The 23185-nt window shown below is 70.2% G+C and carries 18 protein-coding genes; 11 read left to right on the top strand and 7 right to left on the bottom strand.

Annotated elements, in window-relative coordinates; all coding sequences use genetic code 11:
• Positions 1-90: 90 nt before the first annotated feature.
• The 6 genes from WMF36_RS25495 to WMF36_RS25470 form a co-directional block, all read right to left on the bottom strand.
• Positions 91-939, bottom strand: a complete 849-nt coding sequence (locus WMF36_RS25495) for a hypothetical protein (RefSeq protein WP_437573350.1) — start codon at positions 937-939, stop codon at positions 91-93.
• Between the two features lie 582 nt (positions 940-1521).
• A complete protein-coding gene (locus tag WMF36_RS25490; protein WP_437573349.1) occupies positions 1522-2016 on the bottom strand; it encodes a hypothetical protein in 495 nt (164 codons plus the stop codon).
• The gene (locus WMF36_RS25485) at positions 2009-2335 is read right to left on the bottom strand and encodes a hypothetical protein (RefSeq protein ID WP_437573348.1); all 327 of its coding nucleotides are present in this window, start codon (positions 2333-2335) and stop codon (positions 2009-2011) included. The genes WMF36_RS25490 and WMF36_RS25485 overlap by 8 nt, the downstream gene beginning before the upstream one ends.
• 2 nt (positions 2336-2337) lie before the next feature.
• Positions 2338-3570, bottom strand: coding sequence for an AAA family ATPase (locus tag WMF36_RS25480; protein ID WP_437573347.1), 1233 nt, complete (start codon positions 3568-3570; stop codon positions 2338-2340).
• A gap of 131 nt (positions 3571-3701) precedes the next feature.
• Positions 3702-5051 carry a sensor histidine kinase gene (locus WMF36_RS25475; RefSeq protein ID WP_437573346.1) on the bottom strand — a complete coding sequence of 450 codons (1350 nt, stop codon included), beginning with the start codon at positions 5049-5051 and terminating at the stop codon, positions 3702-3704.
• A gap of 79 nt (positions 5052-5130) precedes the next feature.
• Complete coding sequence (locus WMF36_RS25470) at positions 5131-5865, bottom strand: response regulator transcription factor (protein ID WP_437573345.1); 735 nt, start codon at positions 5863-5865, stop codon at positions 5131-5133.
• Between the two features lie 116 nt (positions 5866-5981).
• Here WMF36_RS25470 and WMF36_RS25465 point away from each other — a divergent pair, with 116 nt between their 5' ends.
• The 8 genes from WMF36_RS25465 to WMF36_RS25430 all read left to right on the top strand — a co-directional run bounded on the left by WMF36_RS25465 (position 5982) and on the right by WMF36_RS25430 (position 15287).
• Positions 5982-7469: a TolC family protein gene (locus tag WMF36_RS25465; protein ID WP_437573344.1), complete on the top strand. Its 1488-nt coding sequence runs from the start codon at positions 5982-5984 to the stop codon at positions 7467-7469.
• Positions 7466-8716, top strand: a complete 1251-nt coding sequence (locus WMF36_RS25460; protein ID WP_437573343.1) for an efflux RND transporter periplasmic adaptor subunit — start codon at positions 7466-7468, stop codon at positions 8714-8716. Before WMF36_RS25465 ends, WMF36_RS25460 begins: the two co-directional genes overlap by 4 nt.
• 1 nt (position 8717) lies before the next feature.
• Positions 8718-9449, top strand: coding sequence for an ABC transporter ATP-binding protein (locus WMF36_RS25455; RefSeq protein WP_437573342.1), 732 nt, complete (start codon positions 8718-8720; stop codon positions 9447-9449).
• Positions 9443-10654 carry an ABC transporter permease gene (locus tag WMF36_RS25450; protein WP_437573341.1) on the top strand — a complete coding sequence of 404 codons (1212 nt, stop codon included), beginning with the start codon at positions 9443-9445 and terminating at the stop codon, positions 10652-10654. Before WMF36_RS25455 ends, WMF36_RS25450 begins: the two co-directional genes overlap by 7 nt.
• A gap of 241 nt (positions 10655-10895) precedes the next feature.
• Positions 10896-11378 carry a hypothetical protein gene (locus WMF36_RS25445; protein ID WP_437573340.1) on the top strand — a complete coding sequence of 161 codons (483 nt, stop codon included), beginning with the start codon at positions 10896-10898 and terminating at the stop codon, positions 11376-11378.
• Between the two features lie 103 nt (positions 11379-11481).
• Positions 11482-12213, top strand: a complete 732-nt coding sequence (locus WMF36_RS25440) for a zf-TFIIB domain-containing protein (protein WP_437573339.1) — start codon at positions 11482-11484, stop codon at positions 12211-12213.
• Positions 12214-12521: 308 nt separating this feature from the next.
• Positions 12522-14090 (top strand): glycoside hydrolase family 26 protein, encoded by a 1569-nt coding sequence (locus WMF36_RS25435; RefSeq protein ID WP_437573338.1) that lies wholly within the window; start codon positions 12522-12524, stop codon positions 14088-14090.
• 48 nt (positions 14091-14138) lie between these two features.
• A complete protein-coding gene (locus tag WMF36_RS25430; protein ID WP_437573337.1) occupies positions 14139-15287 on the top strand; it encodes a PAS domain-containing protein in 1149 nt (382 codons plus the stop codon).
• Positions 15288-15339: 52 nt separating this feature from the next.
• Here the strand turns inward: WMF36_RS25430 and WMF36_RS25425 are convergent, their stop codons facing one another.
• On the bottom strand, positions 15340-16056 hold the full coding sequence (locus tag WMF36_RS25425; protein ID WP_437573336.1) for an aspartate/glutamate racemase family protein: 717 nt from the start codon (positions 16054-16056) through the stop codon (positions 15340-15342).
• Positions 16057-16561: 505 nt separating this feature from the next.
• Here WMF36_RS25425 and WMF36_RS25420 point away from each other — a divergent pair.
• The 3 genes from WMF36_RS25420 (at position 16562) to WMF36_RS25410 (ending at position 23122) form a co-directional block, all read left to right on the top strand.
• Positions 16562-18316, top strand: coding sequence for an HlyD family secretion protein (locus tag WMF36_RS25420; RefSeq protein ID WP_437573335.1), 1755 nt, complete (start codon positions 16562-16564; stop codon positions 18314-18316).
• A complete protein-coding gene (locus WMF36_RS25415; RefSeq protein ID WP_437573334.1) occupies positions 18316-20790 on the top strand; it encodes an HlyD family efflux transporter periplasmic adaptor subunit in 2475 nt (824 codons plus the stop codon). The genes WMF36_RS25420 and WMF36_RS25415 overlap by 1 nt, the downstream gene beginning before the upstream one ends.
• Positions 20791-20872: 82 nt before the next feature.
• On the top strand, positions 20873-23122 hold the full coding sequence (locus tag WMF36_RS25410; protein ID WP_437573333.1) for a B12-binding domain-containing radical SAM protein: 2250 nt from the start codon (positions 20873-20875) through the stop codon (positions 23120-23122).
• The last annotated feature ends 63 nt before the right edge of the window (positions 23123-23185 follow it).

Raw genomic sequence — 23185 nt, 5'->3', positions numbered from 1 at the left:
CCGGTGCGCGAGGGTCCGTCGTGCGCGCGCTCCTCGCAGGTCTTTGTATTCAGCGCGGCGGGCGCCGCGCTGCGGGGTGAGGGAGGGAGATCAGGGCAGCTCGTTCAGGTCGCCGCTCTCGCCTCCCTCCGGCTCGGCCGCGCTCGGCTCGGGGGCGGGGCGTTGCGCCTCGTCCGGCGGAGCCCCCTCGGGCCTGGTGGTCGCGTAGCGCTTGCCCGCCCGATCCGAGGCCCGGAGCACGGGTCCGCGGATGATCTCGATATCTCGAGCCGGAGCGCGGGACACCTCGAGGTTGGAGAGCACGAGCGACACGATCTTGAACCACTGGCTGCGGGCGGACTGGATGGTGGTCTTGCTGGTCGGCGTGGTGGCCTTGGTCGCCTCGAGCTCCGTGCGGGCGCGCTCGAGCGCCTGGAGCTCGCGGCCCTTGGCGAGCCAGCGCTTCACGACGTCGAGCAGCGACGCCTTGCCGCGGGCGGGGATGGACTTCAGGAGGTCGACGATCTCGGGCTCATCCTCGAGGAGCCGGGCGATACGGTTGGTGTTGCCCGCCTCGGCGAGCGGCGAGGCGTTGAGGATGGACAGTCCGCTCGGGAAGAGCTTCTTCTGGACGACATCGCACCGCGCGGCGCGGGCGGTATCGGCCGGCTCCTCGGCGAGGCAGAGCTCGCGGTGCGTGTCGATACCGTACGATACGGCCCGGGCGAGATGATCGTGGCACCGGTCGACCTCGTTGCTCTCATCGACGAGCGCGCGCACCTTCGACGCCGAGTCGCCGCTGCTCGGCTGGACCGCGAGCACCCCCTCGTGGGCCTCCACGACCCGCGGGTGGAGCGCCGCGATCTCGGGGATCGACAGGAAGAGCTTGCGCTGCTTCGGGTCCTCCACCCACGGGGAGAGGAGCGCGACCATCTCGTCGAGATTCAGATGCTTCAACATGAGAGAGACCTCCTGATGGGGTGATGCGGGCAATGCCAGAGGAGGCATTGCGGGTGAGCGGGTAAGGGAAGTCCTGTTGTGTCGTGCGTCAAGACGCACGCGGCGCCGGTTTCTTGCGATGATCGCGCGTGCGCTGGACTCTTGCAGTCGTAGTGAAGCGCCGGTGATGCGTGGCGTGGCTCGGGGAGGGCGGGCATCGAGAGGTCGTCAGGCCGTCACGTGTCGGCATCGCCGTGGGAGGCTTCCTGGCGGATGCGGGACCGAGATGCGCGGCCGCCGAAGCCGGTGCGGAGAGGTCGCCACGTGGCGGAGCCGCCTCGCGAGGGGGACGGGACGGGTCCGGAACCGGAAAAGGGGACCTCGAAAGGTGGTGCGGAGAGGTCGCGACATGGCGGCGCCGCCTCGGAAGGCGGGGCAGGTCGATGCGGGACCTGGAGGGGTGGCCTCAGGAGGCGGCGCGGAGAGGTCGCGACATGGCGGCGCCACCTCGGAGGGCGGCGGGTCGATCCGGGATCGAGACGGACGGCCTCGGAGGGGGCGGCGGGTCGATCCTGGATCGAGATCGATGCCCGGGAACCGGGATCAGGAGCCGCTGGGGGCGGTGGTGTCGTCCCCCTCTTGCGCGGACGGCTGCGGAGGGCCGAGCGCCGCGCCGGCGTCCTCTCCGATGACCGCATCCGCGAAGATGGGCACGAGGCGAACCTCGATCTCGCCGAGGAACGCGGCGAGGCCGTTGCCCTTTCCTCGCTGGCGTAGATGGCCGAGATCCGGCTTCGTCCAGCACCGCGCCTCACGCTCGTCCTCGCCTCCGGTGAGGTGATCCAGAACGCGCTTCGGGCTCTTCTTCGCCGTCTTGCTCGACGCGTCGAGCTCGTGCGATCTGGTGGTGGGGTCGAATCCGAGCTCCTTCCGGAGGGCGACGAGCGATGCCTCCTCTCGCTTGCCCTCTGCGACGAAGCCGGCGAGCACCCAGCACTCCCGCATCGGGTGGGCGACGCCGAGGAGCACCTCGAAGGGCCACGCACAGTCCTGTCGAGCCTGCTCCAACCCCTGCCGGCGCTCGGCCTCCTTATCCATCGCTGTCGCGCACCAGAACCACGGCCTCGGGCTGCGGATCCCGCGCGATGAAGCCGCGGAGCGCGAGCACGGCCGTACGAGCGTCCTCGAGCGCCGGCTTTCCGCCGAAGTGTCCGTGCCTCCGCGGTACCCGACACTGATGGACCGCGCTCCACATCACGAGCGGCGCGTTGGCATCGATCCCACAGAAGGATCGAGATCGCCCGAGCTTGTCTTTCAGGGCGGGGACCGCGTCCTCGAGGACCCGATCGACAAGGCCAGGCACCGTCCTCGCGTCATCCGGCCCTTCGACGACGATCCCGAGGAGATGAGTGGACACGCTCACTCGTGCCCCTGAGCGGCGCTCGCCTGCTGCGCGACCCAGTCCTCGCCGACGAAGCTCCAGAGCTCGCCGGAGCGCGTCGTGCTCTTCCATCGATCGAAATCGGGGTGGTCGGTGAGCCGGGCGCAGGCGGTGGAGCCGTCGGGCAAGAGCGCCGTGAGGAGCACGTCTTGCGCATCGAAATGGTCCAGCAGGTAGGGCGAATGGCTGGTGGCGACGACCTGGAGCTCGGGCGTCATCCCCAGGATCCTTCGGATCTGCGCGATCAGCTCCTCCTGCGCGCGCGGGTGCAGCGCCTTATCGATATCGTCGAGGAGCAGCAGCCTGGGTTTGGGCTCCATCCACAGCGCGGTCAGCAGGCCGATGACGAGCAGGGTGCCCTCGCTCGCGAGCGGCGCCGAGATATCTGGAGCGCCCTTGAAATCGAGCACGAGCTGATGGCCCCAGTAGACGCGATCCACGGGGCGATGGATCGCTTCATCACCGTCGATGCGGATCTCCTGGCGTTCCTGCCTCTGTACTTTGGCGCGACGCGTGCGAATCCGCTCGAGCGTCGGGATGACCTGGCGCGCGGCCTCCTGGATCGACTGGAACGCCTCGGGGGTGCGCGATGCCGCGTCCGCCAGCACGGACGCCAGGCCGCTGCCGTCCGTGTCGAGGCGAGGTGTCTCTTGCTCGCTGTACGAAGGCGCCGCGAGCATCTCGATGTCCAGCCGGAGCTTGCGCGCGGAGCCAAGCTCTCTTGCGAGCTCTGCCATCTCGCGGCGACCGTGCCCCCGCAGCGCGTCTTTGCTTACCAGAGGAGGTGGTGGTGGCCTCGGTCGCTGGTCGGCCAGCTTGACGAGCGGCTGTGCTCCCTCCTTTGTCTCGGAGGTCTCCTCGGCGGTATCGCCCCACCGACGAGCGACGGTTCCGCTCCAGCTCGCGTTGCCGTTCGCGTCGTCCTTGCAGTCGACGACGATCCCGACCTCCACGTTGACATCATGGAAGTTTCCCGCGGCCACGATCTGCATGGGCCCCGGGCTGCCGCGGCTCTTCAGGTTCGGGGGGGCAAATGCCCCGTGCATCACCCCTGCAAGCGGCAATCGCGTCGCCTGCGCGAGGTAGTGCAGGCCCTCAAGGATGCTCGTCTTCCCGGAACCGTTCGGCCCGACGATGACCATGAAACGCCCGAGGTGGGCGTCGACCCTGCGCAGGGATTTGAAGTTGGTGAAGGAGACCTGTTGGATCATGATCGTCGCCGTCTGCCGTGTGCGTCGCCGCGCAGCCGAGATTCTTCGAGCACCGACAGGGTATATACCCAAATGTCGGCGCAGGAGACGACCAAGCGGGCTCTGTCCACTGCTCCTGCCAGCCCTTCCGCTCAGTCCGCGCCGACCGGCAACCGCAGCGCGACCTCGAGCCCGCCGCCCTCGGCGTTCCTCGCCTCGACCTCGCCGCCGTGCAGCAGCACCGCCCGCTGGGTGATCGCCAGCCCGATCCCCGTGCCGCCCGTGCCGCGTGCCCGGTGATCGTCGACCCGGTAGAACGGCTTGAAGAGGTCCCCGAGCGTCCCCTCGGGGACGCCCGGCCCGCGATCGCGGACGCGCAGCTCGGCCAGGCCGCCGGCGCACGAAAGGTCGATGCGGACCGTGGTGCCCGCCTCGGTGAATCGCACCGCGTTGCGCACGACGTTCTCGATGGCGCGCCGGAGCAGCTCCTCGCTCCCGTCCAGGGAGCACGCGTCGCGCGCCCCGAGCTCGACCGAGCACCCCTGCTGCTCCGCCTCGAACGCGGCGTCGTCGACCAGCTGCTCCACCAGCGCGGTCAGATCCACCCGCTCGGTGCGCTCCATGCCCCGGCCCGACTCCAGCCGGCTCAGCGTGAGCAGCTCGCCGATCATCCCGTTGAGCCGCTCCGTCTCCCGCTCGATCCGGTCGAACGCCGGCTCCACGTCCGGCGGCGACCGGCGGCGGACGAGCTCCAGCGCGATGTTGAGCCGCGCGAGCGGCGACCGGAGCTCGTGCGAGACGTCACGGAGAAGCCGGCGCTGCGTCTCCAGGAGCTCCTCGATGCGCTCGGCCATCCGGTCCATGTCGCGCCCGAGCGCCAGCGTCTCGCCGTCCGCGCCCGCGAGCTGCTGCGCGACGCGGACCGAGAGATCGCCCGCGGCCATCTGCTGCGTGGCGCCGCGCAGGATGCGGATCGGACGCGACAGGTAGCGCGCGAGGATCACCGCGACGAGCCCGGTCACGACCACGATCGCGAGGAGCCGGAGCGGCAAGGTCTCCGGCACGATGAAGAACATCCACGGCGACCGGACCGGACCCGTCGCGACCGCGGCAAAGGAAGGGTCGCGGCGCAGGACGACCGCGACGAGCTCCCGCTCGCCCACCTCGACGGCGATGCCGTCGGCCGAGCGCCTCGCCTGCTCCTCGACGCCTCGCGCTCCCTCGATGGGCTCGCCGCTCACGAGCGCGCCGGATCGGTAGACCGCGACGCGCAGATCCCGCGGCTCGATCGGCGCGAGGCGCTGCTCGCAGCCGGCGAGCCCGTCCCGCGCGCAGGAGAGCGCGCTCTCCGCCCGGAGCTCGACGCTGCGCGTGCTCAGGCGGCGGCGCAGCGAGCTCGACTCGGCGGAGAACGCCCAGCCGTGGATCCCCGCGAACAGGCCGACGAGGAGCGCCATCGCGATCCACAGCGAGACAAGGAGTCGCAGGAACAGGCTCTTCACGGGCGCCCTCCGAGGCCAAGGCGCCTCACGCGGCCTCCGAGGCCAAGGCGCTTCACGAGCGCCCTCCGGGGCAGGCGCCTCACGCGCCCTCCCGGGCCAGGATGTAGCCCGCGTTGCGGACCGTCTTGATGCGCTCGCCGCCGCTCGGACCGGGACCGAGCTTGCGGCGGAGGTTCGAGACGTGCATGTCGATGCCGCGGTCGTACGCCGCGAGGCGGCGGCCGAGGACGCGCCGCGCGAGGTCCTCGCGCGAGACCACCGCCCCCGCCTGCCGGACCAGGACCTCGATCAGGTCGTACTCGGCCGTCGTGAGCCGGACCTCCTCGCCGCGAACCCGGACGCGCCGCGCGGCAGGGAACACCTCGAGATCGTCGACCGCGAGGACGCTCTGCGCCTCCGCAGCGCCCGCCCCCGGCGCGGTCGCCGCGACCGCGTGGCCCGCGTGGGATGCGCGCCGGTGGAGCGCGCGCACGCGGGCGACGAGCTCGCGCGGGTTGAACGGCTTCGGCAGGTAGTCGTCGGCGCCCATCTCCAGGCCGACGATGCGGTCGACGTCCTCGCCCCGCGCGGTGAGCATCAGGACAGGGACCCGCGAGCTCCGACGGAGCCGCGTGAGCACCTCGAACCCGTTGAGTCCGGGCAGCATCACGTCGAGCACCACGAGGGTGAACGGCCCCTCCTGCGCGCGCGCGAGGCCGGAGATCGCGTCGCGCGCGCTCTCCACCGCGTAGCCCTCCTGACCGAGGAGCTCGGCCAGGAGCTCGCAGAGCTCGGCGTCGTCATCGATGACCAGGATCTGGGGCGGATCCGCCATGTCGGGGACTGTAGCGCGGTCGTCGCGGCGCCGTGTAAGGCCTGGTCAAAAGGCTCTTGACGAATCTTTACACGAACCGGACACCTCTTGAGACACTGCACCCTAGCCTGGGCTCCATGACGCTCACTCGCTCCGTTCCCTTGCCGTGGCTGGCGTCCCTCGCCGTGATCGCCACGTGCTCGCTGAGCAGCGCGGCGCGCGCCGAGACGCTCACCGCCGAGCAGGCGGTCGGCCGCGCAGCCTCGCAGAACCCGTCGCTGCGCGCGGCCCTGCTCGAGGCCACCGCCGCGCGGCAGGCCGTCGCCGCCGAGCAAGGCGCCCGCAAGCCCACGCTCTCCGCCTCCGTGACCGGACAGTACACCGAGGCCTTACGCAGCGGGGACGCCGGGGCCACGCGCTCGGGCAGCACGACCGTCGCGTCGAACGTGGCCCTCCGGTACACGACCGACATCGGGACGGGCCTCGAGGTGGGCGCGTCGGCGGACACGGCGTGGGGCTCCGGGGCCCGGGGCCCCGCGTACACCGCGGAGGCGTACGTCTCCGCGCGGCAGCCGCTCCTCCGGGGCGCCGGGACCGACGCCGTCCTCGCGCCAGTCGTGCAGGCGGAGGCGTCGGCGGTCGCCGCGGAGCGGGAGCGCGATCTCGCGGCGAGCCGGACCGCGCTCGACGTGCTCGATGCTTACTGGGAGCTCTGGTACGCGGAGCAGGCGATCGGCGTGCAGGAGCAGGCGCTCGCGGCCGCGCAGCGACAGCTGAACGACGCGAAGACCCGCGCCGAGACGCTCGGCACCGGCACGCGGGTGGACGTCCTCCAGTTCTCGACCTCGGCCGGGTCGATCGCGGACGCGCTGTCGCAGGCCCGCGCGACGCGCTCGGCGCGGGCCATCGCGCTCGGCCGCGCGCTCGGCATGGACCCGGGGAGGGCCGCGTCGCTCTCGCCGGCCGGCGCGCCGCCCTCCCTCGGGGCCCTCCCCGCGACCGACGCGCTGACCCGCGCGGCGCGCGAGCGGTCCCAGGAGCTCGCCGCCCTGCGCGCCGACCTCGAGGCGCAGCGCGCGCGGGTGAGCTCCGCGGAGGACGCCGACCAGGTAAAGCTCGACGTGTTCACGACCGCCTCCGTGGGCACGCTGTGGGCCGATGACCGCCTGCCAGGGCTCTCGCTCCCGGGCGGGCGGCCGGCGTTCAGCGTGCTCGGCGGGCTCGACCTCGAGCTGCCGTTCGGCGGGGGCCGGGCGCCGGCCGACGCGGCGCGCGCGCGCACGCAGCTCGCGGTCGCGGAGGCGCGGTACCAGGCGCGCGCCGAGGCGATCGCGGCCGAGATCACCTCGCTGCGGGTGACCCTCGAGGCCGCCGCCGATCAGGTCGCGCTCGCGATGGAGACGGCCCGCCTGGCCGGCGAGCTGGCCGAGGCGGAGCGGCAGCGGCTCCTGCTCGGGACGTCGACGTCGGCCGACGTGGTGAAGGCGGAGCAGACGCTGCGGGAGGCGGAGCTCCGCAAGCTGCGGGCCGTGGTCACGGCGCTCACCTCGCGCTTCCAGCTCGATCACACCACGGGCGCGCTCCTCGATCGCTTCGCTTCGGTGCTCCCCAGGAGGTCGTCATGAACAGGAACAAGAAACGCTACCTGATGTCCGGCGTGGCCGCGGCCGTCATCGCGACGTTCGCGATCGGCGGGTACGCCTGGTATCAGACGCCCTCGAAGGCGCCCGCCGGCCCCACGGTCGAGATCCGCCGCGGGAGCCTGACCGAGACCGCCGCGGCGTCCGGGAAGATCGAGCCCGACGTGCAGGTCGAGGTGAAGTCGCGCGCCGCGGGCCAGGTCATCGAGCTGCTCGTGAAGGAGGGCGACCACGTCGAGGCCGGGCAGCTCCTGGTCCGCCTCGATCCGATGGACGCGGAGCGCAAGCTCGCCGAGACGCGCGTGGCGCGCGACCGCGTGAAGGCCGACCTCGGCGCGGCGCAGGCGTCGCTCTCGGCCGCGGATCTCGAGCGCAAGAACAACGAGGTGAGCCAGCAGATCGCCGAGAAGAGCGCCGAGCTCGGCCTGGGCTCGACCGACACCGCCCGCTCGGCGGCGCACTCGACGAAGGTCGCGGGCGCCAACATGACGCTGCGGCGCGCGCAGGTGACCGCGGCCCAGGCGCAGCTCAAGCAGGCCGAGCTCGCGGTGCAGGACGCCGAGACGCGGGTGAAGGAGATGCAGATCTACGCGCCGATCGCCGGCACGGTGCTCGACGTGGCGGTGGAGAAGGGGACGCTCGTCTCGTCGGCGCTCACCAACGTGAGCGGCGGGAGCGCCGTGATGACGCTCGCCGACCTGACGAACCTGCGCATCGTCGGCGCCATCGACGAGGCGCAGATCGGCCGCGTGGCCCCTGGCCAGCGGGTCGACATTCGCGTCGACGCCTACGGGGACCGGGTGTTCCAGGGCGTCGTCGATCGCGTGAGCCCGCTCGGCAAGGAGGTGTCGAGCGTCGTGACCTTCGACGTCGAGATCGTCGTCAACGACAAGGAGGCGTCGCTGCTCCGGTCGGGGATGAGCGCGGACGTGGAGATCGTGACGGCGGAGCAGAAGGACGTGCTGCTCGTGCCGCTCCTGGCCGTGCAGTCGGCGGGCAAGCGGCGGTTCGTGCGGCTCACGAGCGGCGAGGAGCGGCCGATCAAGACCGGGGCGACCGACGGGACGCACATGGTCGTGGTCGAGGGCCTGAGCGAGGGCGACGACGTCCTCGCGAGCGCGCCCGTCACGGGCGCGCCGGGGTCGCAGCAAGGGCAGGGGCAGCGGGGCGGGCAGAACCCGATGCGCGGGATGGGCATGGGCATGGGCTCTCGCCCCGGGGGAGGCCGCTGAGATGGACGTCCCGGTCTTCGTGAGCGGCCTCTCCAAGGTGTACCACGCCGATCGCGAGGACCTCGCGGTGCGGGCGGTCGACCAAATCGGCTTCGAGGTGCGCCGCGGCGAGTCGGTCGCGATCATCGGGCCGTCCGGGTGCGGGAAGTCGAGCCTGCTGAACATCCTCGGGTGCCTCGACCGGCCGACGGAGGGCACGTACCGGCTCGGGGGGCGCGACGTGGCGGAGCTCGACGACGACGAGCTCGCGGCGCTCAGGAACCGGCACATCGGGTTCGTGTTCCAGAGCTTCAACCTGCTGCCGCGGATGACGGCGGTGGAGAACGTCGAGCTGCCGCTCCTCTACGGGGCGGTCAAGGACAGCTGGGCGCTCGCGGAGAGCGCGCTCGCGCGCGTCGGGCTCGCGCCGCGCGCGCGGCACCTGCCGTCGGAGCTCTCGGGCGGGCAGCGGCAGCGCGTCGCGATCGCCCGGGCGATCGTGACGCGGCCGTCGATCCTCCTGTGCGACGAGCCGACGGGCGCGCTCGACAGCCGGACGGGGCGGGACGTGCTGGAGCTCTTGATGTCGCTGAACGCGGACGGGACGACGCTCCTCATGGTGACCCACGATCTCAGCGTGGCGCGGTCGCTCGCGCGCGCCATCCACATGAAGGACGGCCGCATCGTGGCCGACGGCCCGTCGGGCACGGTGGTGTCGGCGTTCCACGCGAGCGAGATGGAGTCGGCATGCTGATCAAGGAGACCGCGAAGAGCGCGTGGCGATCGCTCGCGTCGAACCGCATGCGCACGCTGCTGACGATGCTCGGCATGATCATCGGGACCGCCGCGGTCGTGGCGGTGCTCGGCATCGGCGAGGGCGCGCGCAGCAGCGTGGAGGGGCGGATCCGGTCGCTCGGCGCGAACCTGCTGATGGTGCGCCCCGGGTCGGCGTCCGCGAGCGGGGTGCGCTCCGGGACGGTCAAGACGCTGACGGAGGGCGACGCCGAGGCGCTGAAGGGGCTCGACGGCGTCTCGGCGGTCGCGCCGGAGCGGAGCGGCAGCGCGCAGCTCCGGTACATGGCGAGCAACTTGAACGCGTCCGTCACCGGGATCACGCCGGCGTACCTCGAGGTCCGCTCGCTCGCGGTGTCGAGCGGCGTCGCGTTCTCCGACCTCGACGAGCAGCAACGCGCGCGCGTGGTGGTCCTCGGCGCGAACGTGGCGCGGCAGCTGTACGGGGTCGACGCGAGCGGCTCGCCGCTCGGCACGCGCCTCCAGATCAACGGGAGCGCGTTCCGGGTGGTCGGGGTGCTCGCCGAGAAGGGCTCCGGGATGGGCTCGCCGGACGACGGGGTGTTCGTGCCGATGTCGACGCACCGGTCGGTCCTGTTCGGGCAGGACCACCTGTCGACCATCTCCCTCCAGCTCGCGAGCGAGGATCGGTCCGATGTGGTGATCGCGCAGCTCGATCAGCTCCTCCGGCTGCGCCACCGGCTGCGCCCGGATCAGCCGAGCGATTTCGAGGTGCGGTCTCAGGCCGAGATGCTGGCGACGATGGGGCAGATCACGGGCACCTTCACGACGCTGCTCGGCAGCGTGGCGGCGGTTTCGCTGATCGTGGGTGGCATCGGGATCATGAACATCATGCTGGTGTCGGTCCGGGAGCGCACCCGCGAGATCGGCGTGCGCATGGCGGTCGGGGCGCGGCGGCGGGACATCCTGCGGCAGTTCCTTGTCGAGGCCGTCGTGGTGTCGCTCGCGGGCGGCGTGGCCGGCGTGGGCCTCGGGTACGCGGCGGCGGTGCTGCTGTCGCGGTTCGGGGAATGGGCGACCATCGTGCCGCCGTATGCCGTCGGTCTGGCGCTCGGGGTGTCGATCCTGATCGGGATCACGTTCGGCGTGGGGCCGGCGCGGCGCGCGGCGCGGCTCGATCCGGTGGAGGCGCTGCGGTTCGAGTGAGCCCGGGCTGCGGGCGGGACTGTCTCGAATGGAGACGAGAGTTGGTCCTGAAGGGGGTTGTCTCGCCGTGAGCCAAAGATGAGCTCGCCGAGCTCACGATATCGCCGCGGTGGATTTCGACGCGCTTCCGTTTGACACGGTGTGGCAGCCAGCCCCGTAGCGCCGAGGGGCAGCGTGACCCTGATCCCGCCAGAGCTTTTCAGGTACCCGCCCGCCGTCGGCCCGCTATCCTGTTGGGGGCATGTCGGTCCTGCTGCAGAACGAGTACCTGACGGTCACGCTCGATCTGGAGCGCTCGGTCGTCCGGAGCACCCGTTCCGAGGTCCCGTATGCCTCCCCCGACGAGTTCATCCGGGTCCACACCGAGGCGCTGCAGGTCTACGAGTCGCTCGAGCGCGCGAGCCTCGGTCATCTCGTGGATATCCGCCGGCCCGCGATGAACAACGATCCGGCGTTCGAGGCCGCGACGATGCGCACCCGCAGCATGATCTGCCAGGAGTTCGCCGCCGTCGCCGTCGTCGTGCGGACGGCGGTCGGCGCCTTGCAGGTGAACCGGCTCCTGCGTGAGGAGAACAACGACAGCGTCGTCGTGTTTCACGACGACGACATCGCGATGGGATATCTCCTCCAGGAGCTCGGGAAGCTGGTGCGCCGCTCCAGCGCGCCGCCGGGCGGCCGGTCCCGGAGCTCCCGTCCGTCTTCGCGCCCCGCCAGGGTGCGCTGAGCCCGCGCGGCCCTGATGACCCGACGGCCACTCCGGCTCCCGATCGAGGGCGCCGCCCGCGTCGCCGCTTCTCGTGAGCGCGCCCTTCGCCTACCATCGGGGGATGCGCACGTGCTCGCGCTGCGGCCTCCTGATCGACGCAGAGGGGCGTTGTTATCCGGGGTGCACAGGCCCGTATCCGGGGTGCACAGGCCCGCTCGCCACCGTGCGTTGCGGCGGCTGCTACCAGCTGAACCCGCCCGACGCGGAGCGCTGCGACGGCTGCGAGCACGAGCTCGGCCTGGAGCCGATCGCGGAGCCGGACGCGCTCCGCTGCTCCGAGTGCGACGAGCCCTTCTCGGCGTTCCGCGCCGCGACAGGCCTGCTGCGCGACTGCGGTCGATGCGGCGGCCAGCTCGTCGACCACGCGCTCCTGCGAGACCTCCTGGAGAGCCGCGAGAGCTACGGCACGAGCGCGCCGAGGCCGCCGCGGCGCCCGGAGCCGGTCGACGTCCGCGTGCGCTACATCCGCTGCCCGGCGTGCGGCCAGCCGATGAACCGCAAGAACTTCGCCGGCAAGAGCGGCATCATCGTCGACATCTGCAGGGAGCACGGCACCTGGTTCGACCGGGGTGAGCTCCCGCTGCTCCTCGCCTTCGCCGCGTCGGGCGGCACCGCGAGGGCGCGGCAGCAGCAGATCGAGGACGAGGAGCGCTCGCGCCGGCAGGCGGAGATCGCCAGGGACACGGCGAAACGGGCGAGCGCCGTCGTGACCGCCTCGGCCTGGGAAGGCCGGCGAGCCCGGCGGCTCGCGGTGGAAGAGCTGCTCGAGCTGCTGTGGCAGATCACCCGCTGAGCGGGCGTCAGGCAGCAGGCGGCGAAGAGCGGACAACGGACGAGACGGCCGCACACGCCCGGAGCGCCGCGGGCGCCGCGCTACAACTCTTCTCCGGGGTATAACACTAATTAACAATCCAGCGTGCGTGTCGCGTGAAGCGCTGCGCGGAAACCCAGGAAACTCGCGTGATGATGCGCGGCGGAGCGCGGTGATCTCGATTCATGACAAGGTGTCATTCTGAGGCCTTTGCGTGCAGCGTGGCTGCAGAAGGCGCGAAATTCACTCAAACTCTTGCTCTCCGATTCGCGTGTGCTTTCTCTGTTCCCATGATGACTTCTCGGACCCGCTTTCCTTTGCTCGATGAACGACTCCTCCTGTGTGCCGTGTCCGCCCTCCTCGCCGCCTGCGGCTCGGGAGAGCTCGCCGGCGCCGAGCTGTCCGAGCAGCACGCGTCCGCCGTCGCGCAGGCGGTGAGCCTCGTGCCGACGAGCGACGTCGCGCTCGACATGATCTGGGGTGGGGGCGGCACGGCGCCCATCTTCAGGCTGGTCGACGACGGCACCTCGTTCGGGGCGAGCGACGGCGGCGGCACGTTCGCGCGGAGCGCGCCCGGGGCCGCCGCAGCGTCGCTGACGCTCGGCTACGCGGGCGCCCCGGCGGGCGGCGCGGGCCAGGTCGTCGTCAACTACCAGGCGTGGGCGATCAGCGGCGGCGCCGGCACCGTGCGCGTCAATCTCTACGACGGAAATACCCTGATCGGCTCCGGCCCGGCGCGCGCGCTCAGCGCGAGCCAGCAGAACCTGAGCGAACCGTTCGGCGGCCTCGCGGTGGCGAACGGCGACCCGCTGCGGACCGAGCTCGTCTTCCAGAACACCGCCGGCCAGGGGTCGCTCGTCTCGTCGCTCGTCTGGATCGATGTCACGTCCCCGGACGAGGACGGCGGCACGCCGCCGGACGGCGAGCCCGTCGTGTCGGACAAGCTCGTACCGAGGAACGGCGCCTGGTGGGGCGGGTACAACTCGGCGAGGAACCATGGCTGGGACTGGGGCCTCGCGATCAAGGACTTCGAGCAGAAGGCCGGCCGCAAGCTCGACATCGTGTACCGCTACCACGACTGGGGCACCACCGATAACGGCGTGTTCCCGGACAGGTTCGAGGCGGCGCAGATGAGGGAAGGATATCTCGTCCACCTGTCGTGGGAGACGCGCCGCTACTCGGCGGGCCAGAACGTCACGTGGACCGAGATCGCGAACGGCTCGCAGGACGCCGTCATCCGGGCGGCCGCGGAGCGCGTCAAGAACGCGCCCGGCAAGCTCATGATCGCCTTCGATCACGAGATGGACAACATCGACATGCACAGCGCAGATGGCCCGGACGCCGATTACGTCGCCGCGTACCGGCGCGTCGTCGACCTGTTCCGCGAGGCGGGCGCGACAAACGTCGTGTGGGTCTGGACCCCGATGGGCTGGAGCGGCACGCGCGCCCGGCTCCCCGCCCTCTACCCTGGAGACAGCTACGTCGACTGGCTCGGATACGACCCCTACAACTTCTACGTGTGCAACGGAGGGGGGTGGAAAGATCCCGCGACGACGTTCGGGAGTCACTACGCGTGGATGCACGAGCCGGCGCAGAGGGCCTGGCACGGCGACAAGCCGTACATCCTGAGCGAGTTCTCCAGCCACGAGGACCCGGCAGACCCGAACCGCAAGGGCGAGTGGATGCGCGGCGTCGTCGACGCCCTGAAGCGGTATCCCGACATCAAGGCAGTGCAGTTCTACAACTCGAACGTGACGCTCAGGAGCCCTTGCAAGCTGGCCGTCGACTCGAGCCCCCAGTCTGTGGCGGGCTATGCGGAGGCGGGGCGCGACCCGTACGTGAACCAGCCGCACGAGTGAAGCTACGTGCAGGACGGCCGAGGGCGTCGTATGACGTGTCGCCACGACATGACGTCCTTCGACCAGCGCCTGTCGGCCCTCGAGCTGTCCATCCTGCCGGCGTGGGTCTACGACCACGACCGGCACCGCTTTCCCTGGGCCAACGCGAAGGCCCTCCAGTTCTGGCGCGCGCTGGATCGCGCCGAGCTGTACTCCCGCGATCTCTCGGACCTGTCACCGGCCGTCCGCGCGCGGCTCGACGGCTACCTCCGCGTCCTCGCGGAGGGCGGCACCGTCGTGGAGGACTGGACGCTCTACCCGCGCGGGACGCCCGCCACCGTGACGCTCCACGGCCAGCCGATCCACGTCGACGACGGGCGGCTCGCCATCCTGTTTCAGGCGCTCCCGCAGGCCTCCGGCGTCGACGCCTCCATGGTGCGCGGCGTGGAGGCGGTCCGCCACTCGTCCGTGCTGGTCAGCCTCGTCGACCGCGCAGGGGCGGTGCTCTTCCACAACCCGGCGGCCCTGCGCGCCTTCGGCGATGCGCCGCAGATCGACGGGGCGTTCCCGGACGAGGGCGAGGGCGCGAAGGTCCGCGGGGTGATCGACGCCGAGGCGCCCTGGTCGGGGGAGCTGCGGGTCCTCACGACCGACGGCGAGCGGTGGCACCAGGTGGAGGCGCGCCCCACGACCGATCCCGTGACCGGCGCGCGCGCGGTGCTCGTCCAGCAGCTCGACGTCACGGCGCAGCGGCGCGCCGAGGGGCAGATCGAGCAGCAGGTCCGGCTCATCGACCAGCTGAACCGCTCGCTCGCCCTCGTGGAGGAGCAGCGGCGGCAGATCCTCACGCTGTCGGCGCCGATCCTCGACGTCGGCCGGGGCACGCTCGCCGTGCCGCTCATCGGGCGCCTCGACGCCGAGCGCGCCGGCGAGCTCGGCGAGCGGCTCCTGCCCGCCATCGTCGCGCAGCGGGCGTCCTACGTGGTCCTCGACGTCACCGGCGCGGACGCGCTCGATCCGGACGGCGCCGCCGCCCTGGAGCAGCTGGCGCGCGCGATCCAGCTGCTCGGCTCCAGGCCGATCCTCACCGGCGTCCGCCCGGAGGTCGCCCGCGCGCTTGTCGACGTCGACCTCGGCGAGGACCTGCTCGTCCTGCGCAGCCTCGGCCGCGGCCTGGAGGTCAGCCGCAGGCGCGCCGCGGGGAGGCGGCGGGGGTAGCCGTCGGTGCCATCCTCGCCGACACAGCGCCCCAGGAAGAGCGAGCCCCCTCCTACACGGTGAGCTGAGCCGGCTCTCCTTCGAGCGCTCGCTCCGCGGCGGCCACCGCGTGGATCTTCGTCGTGTCAAAGACGGGTACCTGAACGTCCTGCTGCCCGACGAGGAGCATGATCTCCGTGCATCCGAGGATGATCCCTTCGGCGCCCGCAGCGACAAGGTTCTCGATGATCGCGAGATACTTCTGTCGAGAGGACGGATGGATCTGTCCAAGACAGAGTTCGTCGTAAATGACCCGGTGGATCGTCTCCCGTTCCGCCTCGTTTGGAATTAGCACGTCGAGATCGTGCTGTTCTGTCAAGCGCTGCCGATAAAAGTCCTGCTCCATAGTAAAGCGGGTCCCGAGCAGCCCGACCCGGCGGAGCCTCCGGTGCCGGATCTCTGCGCCTGTGGCGTCAGCGATATGGAGAAGAGGGAGACGCGTCCGCTCCTCGATGACCCCGGCGACTTTGTGCATCGTGTTCGTGCAAAGGACGAGGAACCCGGCGCCCGCGCGTTCTAGCCGCACCGCTACGTCTGCGAGCACCTGGCCCGCATCCTGCCAGCGACCTTGCGCCTGCATCTTCTCAATTGGGGCGAAGTCCACGGAGAACATCAGGCACTCCGCGGAGTGCAGGCCACCGAGGCGTTGCTTGACGGCCTCGTTGATGATTCGGTAGTAGTAGAGGGAAGACTCCCAGCTCATGCCCCCGATCAGCCCGATGGTTTTCATGTCGTATGGGGCGGAGCTATAGCCGGTTCCTGCGGAGGGGCCAACCGGCTCCATGGCGGCGCACCAGGCTCACCCGGCGTTGCCCGGACGTTTGTCCCACAGACGGACCCGCCGCGCGCTGTGTCACACCAGGTCCTGTTCCTTTTTTCAAGGTGACCAGAATCCAGTAAAATTGGCGATTCCAGAAGCTCTTCGAAACGCCATGGTCACGATGCTGCAACCTGTTCTGCCTGGACTGACACTGGACTGACAATCTGACCATGGCGACGGGCCCCTTCCCCGAAACCCCGGCGCCCATGGGGTGAACGCGGGGTGCATGCGGGTAAGACGGCATCGCGCACGCCATGGCGGACTTGCGGGATGGGATCGCGTGGGAGCGCGTGGGATCGAGTGGGATCGGAACAGGCTGTTGTTTCTGGATGCCAAAAAACGTTGGCACAGGGAAATCGTCACCATATAATGAATGCCTTGTCAGGCTCGACGCCTGGGGTGCTTAGAGAAGGCTGTGGTCTCCAATTTTGAGCATCACCCGCCGGGCGTTCCTGCGCTCCGACCGGATCTGAAGTTCTTTCGGGGCTCCGAGCCGAGCGTCGTCCTGGTCTATGACCCGGTCGCTGGCACGCAGCACGCGCTCTACGAGCTGGATTGCCTCGTCGCCCAGGAGATGGACGGCAGGCGCGATCTGGACCAGCTCACGTCGAGGGCGCGTCGGCATTTTCCGGACGTCACCCGGCAACAGGTGGCCAGTCTGATCGAGCAGATCGCCGCCCTCGGGCTCCTCGTCGGCCGACAGCCTGCGCTGCACGCCCGGGCGGCGCGGATGGAGCCGCCCGCGGGGATGGCCATCGACTTCGATGCCTTCCGTTCACAGCTCGTTGCGGCTCTCGAGGGCATGCCCGAGCGCCGTCCGAGCGCGGCGGGGAACGGGCTCGTGCACGGCGACGGCGCCGCGGAGCCGTGCGCGTTCAGCGAGAGCAAGGAGGACGAAGGCGCCAATGCGCGGCCGGCGACGTCGCCGCCGGACGAGCCTGCGGCGTCCGTATTGCCCGCCGGGCCGGCGCCGCCGGCCGCGCAGGAGGAGCCAGCGTCCGCGGCGCCGTCGCCTGACGCGGCCAGTCCACCGGAGCCGGCCGATGCTGCGCCCTCCGCCGAGGCGAAGGGCGGAGCCGCGGCACGAGGCGTCGAGGAGCCGCCGGCGCTCGGGGAGGCGTGGGTCCGGGTCAAGGCGCCCTGGTGGACGCGCCCTGCCGCCCGCCGCCTCTTGCCGCTCTGCCTCGCCGCTGTCCTCCTCGGCGCGCTCGCCGTCATCCCCTATCCGCTTTACGTGACGGAGCCGTGCATCGTGCTGCCGTTCAGGCGTGTCGACGTGCGAGCGCACATCGAGGGGCTCGTGGCCGAGATCCTTGTCGACGAGGGAGATCACGTCAGGGTCGGCGATGTGCTCGCTCGGCTCGACGCGCACGACATCGACACCGCCCTCCTGCGCGCCCATGCAGAGATCGAGCGGCGACGCGCTGATCTCGCGAAGGTCCGCGCGGGACCGCGCCAGGAAGAGATCGACCAGACGAGGGCCTCTGTCGCCGCGAGGGCGCACGACGTCCAGTTCGCCGAGACCGAGGCCAAGCGCAGGTCGGCCCTCTTCGCCGCGCAGGTCGAGACCGCCGAGCGAAAGGACAGCGCCCTGCGGGACCTGGCGGTGAAGCGCAAGGACCTCGCGATGGCCGAGGCGGAGCTGCGCCTGCTCCTCGCAGGATCGAGGCAAGAGGAGGTCGACGCCGCCGTCGCGGAGCTCGAGCTCGCCAAGATCGAGCTCCAGGACCTCGAGAGGAGGCGCGAGCGGTTGACGATCGTCGCGCCGAGCGACGGGATCGTCGTCACCCCCAAGCTGCGTGAGCACGTGGCGCAGAGCGTCCGTGCCGGCGACACGCTCTGCGAGGTGGAGGACCTCAGAAAAGCACGCATCGAGATCTTCGTCCCCGAAAGGGAGATGGACGTCGTGGCGCTCGGTCAGCCGACGGCCGTGAAGGTCCAGAGCTATCCGCTCATGCCCTTCCGGGGCACGGTGAACTTCATCTCCAGGAGCGTGGAGGAGCGGAACGGCGAGCAAGTGATCCGCGTGATGACGGAGGTCGACAATCCAGACGGGCGGCTCCTCGGGAAGATGACGGGCTACGGCGAGATCAACACCGGCGACAGCAGCCTGCTGTGGCTGGCCCTGCGCCGCACCGTCAGGTGGATCCGGCTCCGGTTCCTTATCTGATGAAGCCGCCCGGCCGCTGCAAGCTCCGCGACGACCTCGTGTATCACCGTCAGGACGACGGGGTACGCGCCGTCACGCTGGTCCAGGACCCGCTCCGTTCGGCGTTCTATGAGATGAGCGATCTCCAGATCGCCATCATGGAGCTCCTCGACGGCAAGCGCTCCTTCGCCGAGGTGGCAGGCGAGCTCGAGCTCCTTCACGGTATCACGGTTCCTGTCGAGCGGATCCGGCGGTTCACGGTCTTCCTCGCGGGGAAGATGCTGCTCGACATCACCTCGTACGAGGTGGACCCGCCCGGCATGCGGCGCGCCGTGCTGCGGGAGCTCCGGCGGCGCGGGCTCGCTCTTCGTCGGGGAGAGTCGGAGGGCGGCCGTCGCCTCGCCGCGGAGGAGACTGCGCTCTTCGGGGCGGGACTGCGGCAGCTCGAGGCGGGCAGGTGCTGCCAGGCGGCCAGGTACCTCGCCGCGGTGATCGAGGTGAACCCGAACAACACCCGGGCGCGCGCGGTCCTCTCGACGATCGCGGAGGTGTTCTTCCGGTGCCACCGGCTGCTGCCGTCGCACATGAGGATGGTGCACCTCTGGAACCCGGATCGCTTGCTGAGCAGGCTCGACCGGCTGATCGGGCGCTTCGTCTTCAGCGGGTGGGGCGTCTGTTTCCTCGCGCTGCTCCTGGTCGGCGCCGCGGTGGCGCTCGTCGACGTGAGCGTGCCCCCGGCGTCGTCGTTTCACTGGGGGAATGTGCTGCTCGCGCCCCTCGTTATCGGCAGCTCGACGCTGTTCCTGCACGAGCTCGGGCACGGCCTCGCCTGCAAGCATTACGGCGGAAAGGTCGAGAGCATGGGGCTCATGCTCTTCTACGGGGTCATCCCGGGCGCGTACTGCGACGTGACGAACGCCCACCAGTTCTCGAACCGGCGACACAAGATCGTCGTCTATCTCTTCGGGGTGCTCGTCGAGCTCGCCGTGCTGTGCCTCTGGCTCATCTGCTATCACGTCGCAGCAGAGTCGTTCTTCCTTCGCAAGGCGATCCTCGTCTGGTTCACCTACGATCTCTACGTCATCGGCACGAACCTGCTCCCGCTCGTGAAGGGCTACGACGGCTATTTCGCGCTCACGCATTACCTTGATATGCCGGATCTGAGCGAGCGCTCCTTCGCGTACATCCGGGGGCTGCTGAGGCGCACCCTCTTCGGGGTCGGCCCGGAAGCAGGGCCGGTCACGCCGCGCGAGCGGAAGATCTTCATCGCCTTCGGGGTCGCCAGCGGCGTCTATTCCATCCTGTTCATCGGCGGCGTCTGCTTCGGGTTCCTCTTCCCGCTCGCGGTGCGGTACCTCCACGGCGTCGGCGTCGTCCTGGCGGTGCTCTACAGCTACAAGCTCTTCGGCTCGAAGGTCGTGTCCGCGGCGATCGCCTTTGCACGCTTCCTCCACCGGGAGCGGAGGCAGGTCTTCACCCGGCGCCGCACGCTGGCGATGGCAGCCCTGGGCTCGGCGGTCGCTGGGCTGCTCTGCTGTCCTTGGCCGCTCTCGGTGGACGGCCGCATGGTGGTGGAGCCACGCGAGCGCGCCGTGGTGCGCGCCGCCGAGGGCGGGATCATCGAGCGCATCGCGGTGCGGGACGGAGAGCTCGTCGCGCGGGGCCAGGTGCTGGCGACGCTCCGCGCAGATGCGCTCGTCATCGAGCGAGACCGGCTCGCCATCCAGCTCGCCCAGGCGCGGCTCCGCGCCCGGTCGATCGAGGAGGGGCCGCGGCAGGAGGAGATCGCGCTGGCAGAGCAGCGCTCGCGGCGAGCTCTGTCGCTGCGGGATCACCTGCGGAAGGAGGCCAGTCGCTCCTCGCTCCTCGTCGACGCCGCGCTGCGCAGCGCGCAGGAACATCTGCTCCTGGCACACGGCGCCACCCGCGCCGCCGACGACGCGGTGCTCGCCGAGCGGAAGCTCGACGCGCTCCGGAGCGGATCCCGCGAGGAGGACATCGCCGAGGCAGGAGCGCTCGTCCGGAAGCTCGAGGCCGAGCTCGCGGGGCTCGAGGTGCGCCGCGAGCACCTCACGGTGCGGAGCCCCATCGACGGCGTGGTGATCGGGCGGCACGTCGAAGAGCGCCTGCACGCGCGGCTCGCGCGCGGGGACGCGCTGTGCGAGATTCACGACCTCCGCCGGATCAGCGCGCGGATCTGGCTCTCCGAGGAGGAGCCGCTCGCCGACCTCGCGCCGGGGAGCAAGGCCGCGCTGCGCGCCCATGGCGACCCGCACCGCGCCCTGGAGGTCGAGGTCGAGGAGATCGCGCCGGTGACCGCCGGGAGCGACGCCTTCGTCGTCGTGGGCACGCGGGAGATGGAGAACCCCGGCTGGCCTTCAGGCATGTCGGGACGAGCGCGAATCTACCTTTCACAAAGGACGCTTGGTTATCTATGGATCGGCGTCCCCCTCCTCAGGGCCATCGATTACAAGGTGTGGTCCCTGCTGGGATGATCGAGCTCCGAGGGGAGCAGCGACGAGGAACGAGAGGCACATCAACGCTCACGGCACCGGGATCGAACAAGGAGCAATGGTCATGCACGAAAAGGTATTCCTGCTTCACTCGCCGATCGCGACGCCGACGGAGCCCCCGGTCGGCGTCTCTCAGCTCGTCGGCTACCTCCGAGGTCACGGGCTGGACCTCACGGTCGCCGACCTGAACATGGCGTTCTTCGACGGCGTCATGACGAAGGAGGCGATGAGCCGCTGCCTGTCGCAGGCGAGGCGCCGCTTCTCGACCCTCGACGCGAGCCCGCGCCTCGCGGGCCGCGCGCTGCTCTCCTATGTTCCGCTGCTGCAGCACGCGTCGCTCGACACGCTCCCCGACCGCATCGAAGGGGCGGTCTCCGTGTTCCGGGACGAGGAGCGGTTCTTCGATTTCGAGAGCTACTTCGAGGGCGCGCGGGCCGCGAAGAGCGCCTTCGGCCTGCTCTCGGCCACGCTGTCGCCGTTCTCCCTGGACTTCACCGAGGCCTCGTCGCTCCTCCACAATTTCGACAGCTCGGTCGAGCTGTACGAGGCCATCGACGAGTTCCAGCGGATCGAGGACAACGTGGTCCTCGACATCCTGAACCGCGCGCTCGACGCCACGTTCCGTGGGCACAGGCCGTCCGTGGTCGGCATCTCGATCACCTATGCGCATCAGTTCTTCTTTGGCATGCTCCTCGCTCGGCTCGTCCGGCAGCGCTTCCCGGAGACCTACCTCGCGCTCGGCGGCCCGCTCGTCGCGACCATCGCCAACCGGGGCCGCAAGGTCGGCTCGTTCGCGCTCTTCAGAGACGCCGACGCCATCGCGGTCAGCGACGGCGAGGTGGCTTTCCGCACGGTGATCGAGCACGTCGTCGCGGGTCGGCCGGTGCCGCCGACCCCGAACCTCATCGTGTACGATCGCCGGACGGGGGTGGGCGGCGTCCCCGACGTCAACGTGATCGAGGACATCGACGAGATCCCGTCCCCTGATTTCAGCAGCTTGCCGATGGACCGTTACTGGTCGCCCACGCCCGTGTTGCCGTTGCCGATCGCGCGCGGCTGCTACTGGGACAAATGTACGTTCTGCTTCTACGGCTTCGTCCCCGACGGCCGCCGCGCGACCGCGCCGTACCGGGAGCGCTCGGTTCACAAGATCGTGGAGGACATCGCGGTTCTCAACCGGAAGCACGGCTGTACCCATTTCGATTTCACGGTGGATCTCGTCGCCCCCGTCTTGCTGGACAAGCTGGCGGCGGCCCTGCCAGAAGCGGGGCTCGACGTGAAATGGATGCTCGAGGCGCGCGCTGAAAAGAACTTCACCCGCGAGCGCTGCAAGAAGCTCAACGCCGGGGGAATGACGTACGCCGCCTTCGGGTTGGAGTCGATGGACCAGGAGGTCCTCGACGCGATCAGCAAGGGGACGAAGGTCGCCCAGTACGCCGCGACGCTCTCGAACTTCTACAACGAAGGGATCGCGACGCACGCGATGGGGTTCTTCGACTTCCCGAACGAGGACTACAAGGCGGCGCTGTCGAGCATCGAGTTCCTGAAGCAGAACGACAAGCACCTCAGCGAGGTCGGCTGGGGCAGCTTCATCCTCGACATCGGCTCGCAGGTGCACCGCGACGCCGAGAAGTTCGGGATCGAGGCGATCGTCCACGCGGAAGAGGACATCGCCACCTCCGTCTGCCACGCGCCCAAGGCGCCGAGCAAGACGGAGGAAGAGCAGGAGAAGCTCGAGGCGCTCTTCGAGGAGTACCGCCTGACGCACGACAAGTACTCTCACCTCGGCCGGCCGTTTCTGGGCGGCGGGTCGCTCGAGCCTCATTGCCTCATCTATTTCGGCAAGTGCGGCCCCACGGCTGCAGCCGACTTCACCCGTGCCGTGAAGCGCCGGCTCATCCCCGAGGTCACCGGAGCCGACCGGCTCAGGATGGCGGTGCGCGACGCGCGGCTCCACTATCCTGTGAAGGACGTCTATCGGCTCTTCAACGAGCTCAGGAAGCTCCTCTCCGACGACAAGGCCGGCCCCGTGCTGACGATCGGCCGGCGAGGGAGCAAGAGCGAGCGGGTCCGGCGCTTCGACCGCTACGACAAGTTCCTCGTCGGCGGCGACGAGCGGCGGGTCCTCGCGTCGCCGGACCAGATCGTCGAGGTGAGCGAGTCCCAGTGGGAGGTGCTCTCGGCCTTCGCAGAGGTCCGGAGCGTGCAGGAGGTGCTCGACCTCTACGAGGAGAGCGCGCCTCAGATCCAGGCGCTCCTCCGCAAGGCCGTGTCCTACGGGTGGCTGGAGTCGGTGCCCGCCTCCCCGTGCTGATCACGGCTGATTTCATCGCGAGCGCGCGGGGCCACCCCGGTGTGCCCCTCCGCGCTGCGCAGC

Source organism: Sorangium sp. So ce887, from assembly GCF_051521455.1.
Classification (GTDB): domain Bacteria; phylum Myxococcota_A; class Polyangia; order Polyangiales; family Polyangiaceae; genus Sorangium.
The sequence above is the reverse complement of the archived record's forward strand: the minus strand, read 5'-3'. Positions and strand labels throughout refer to the sequence as shown.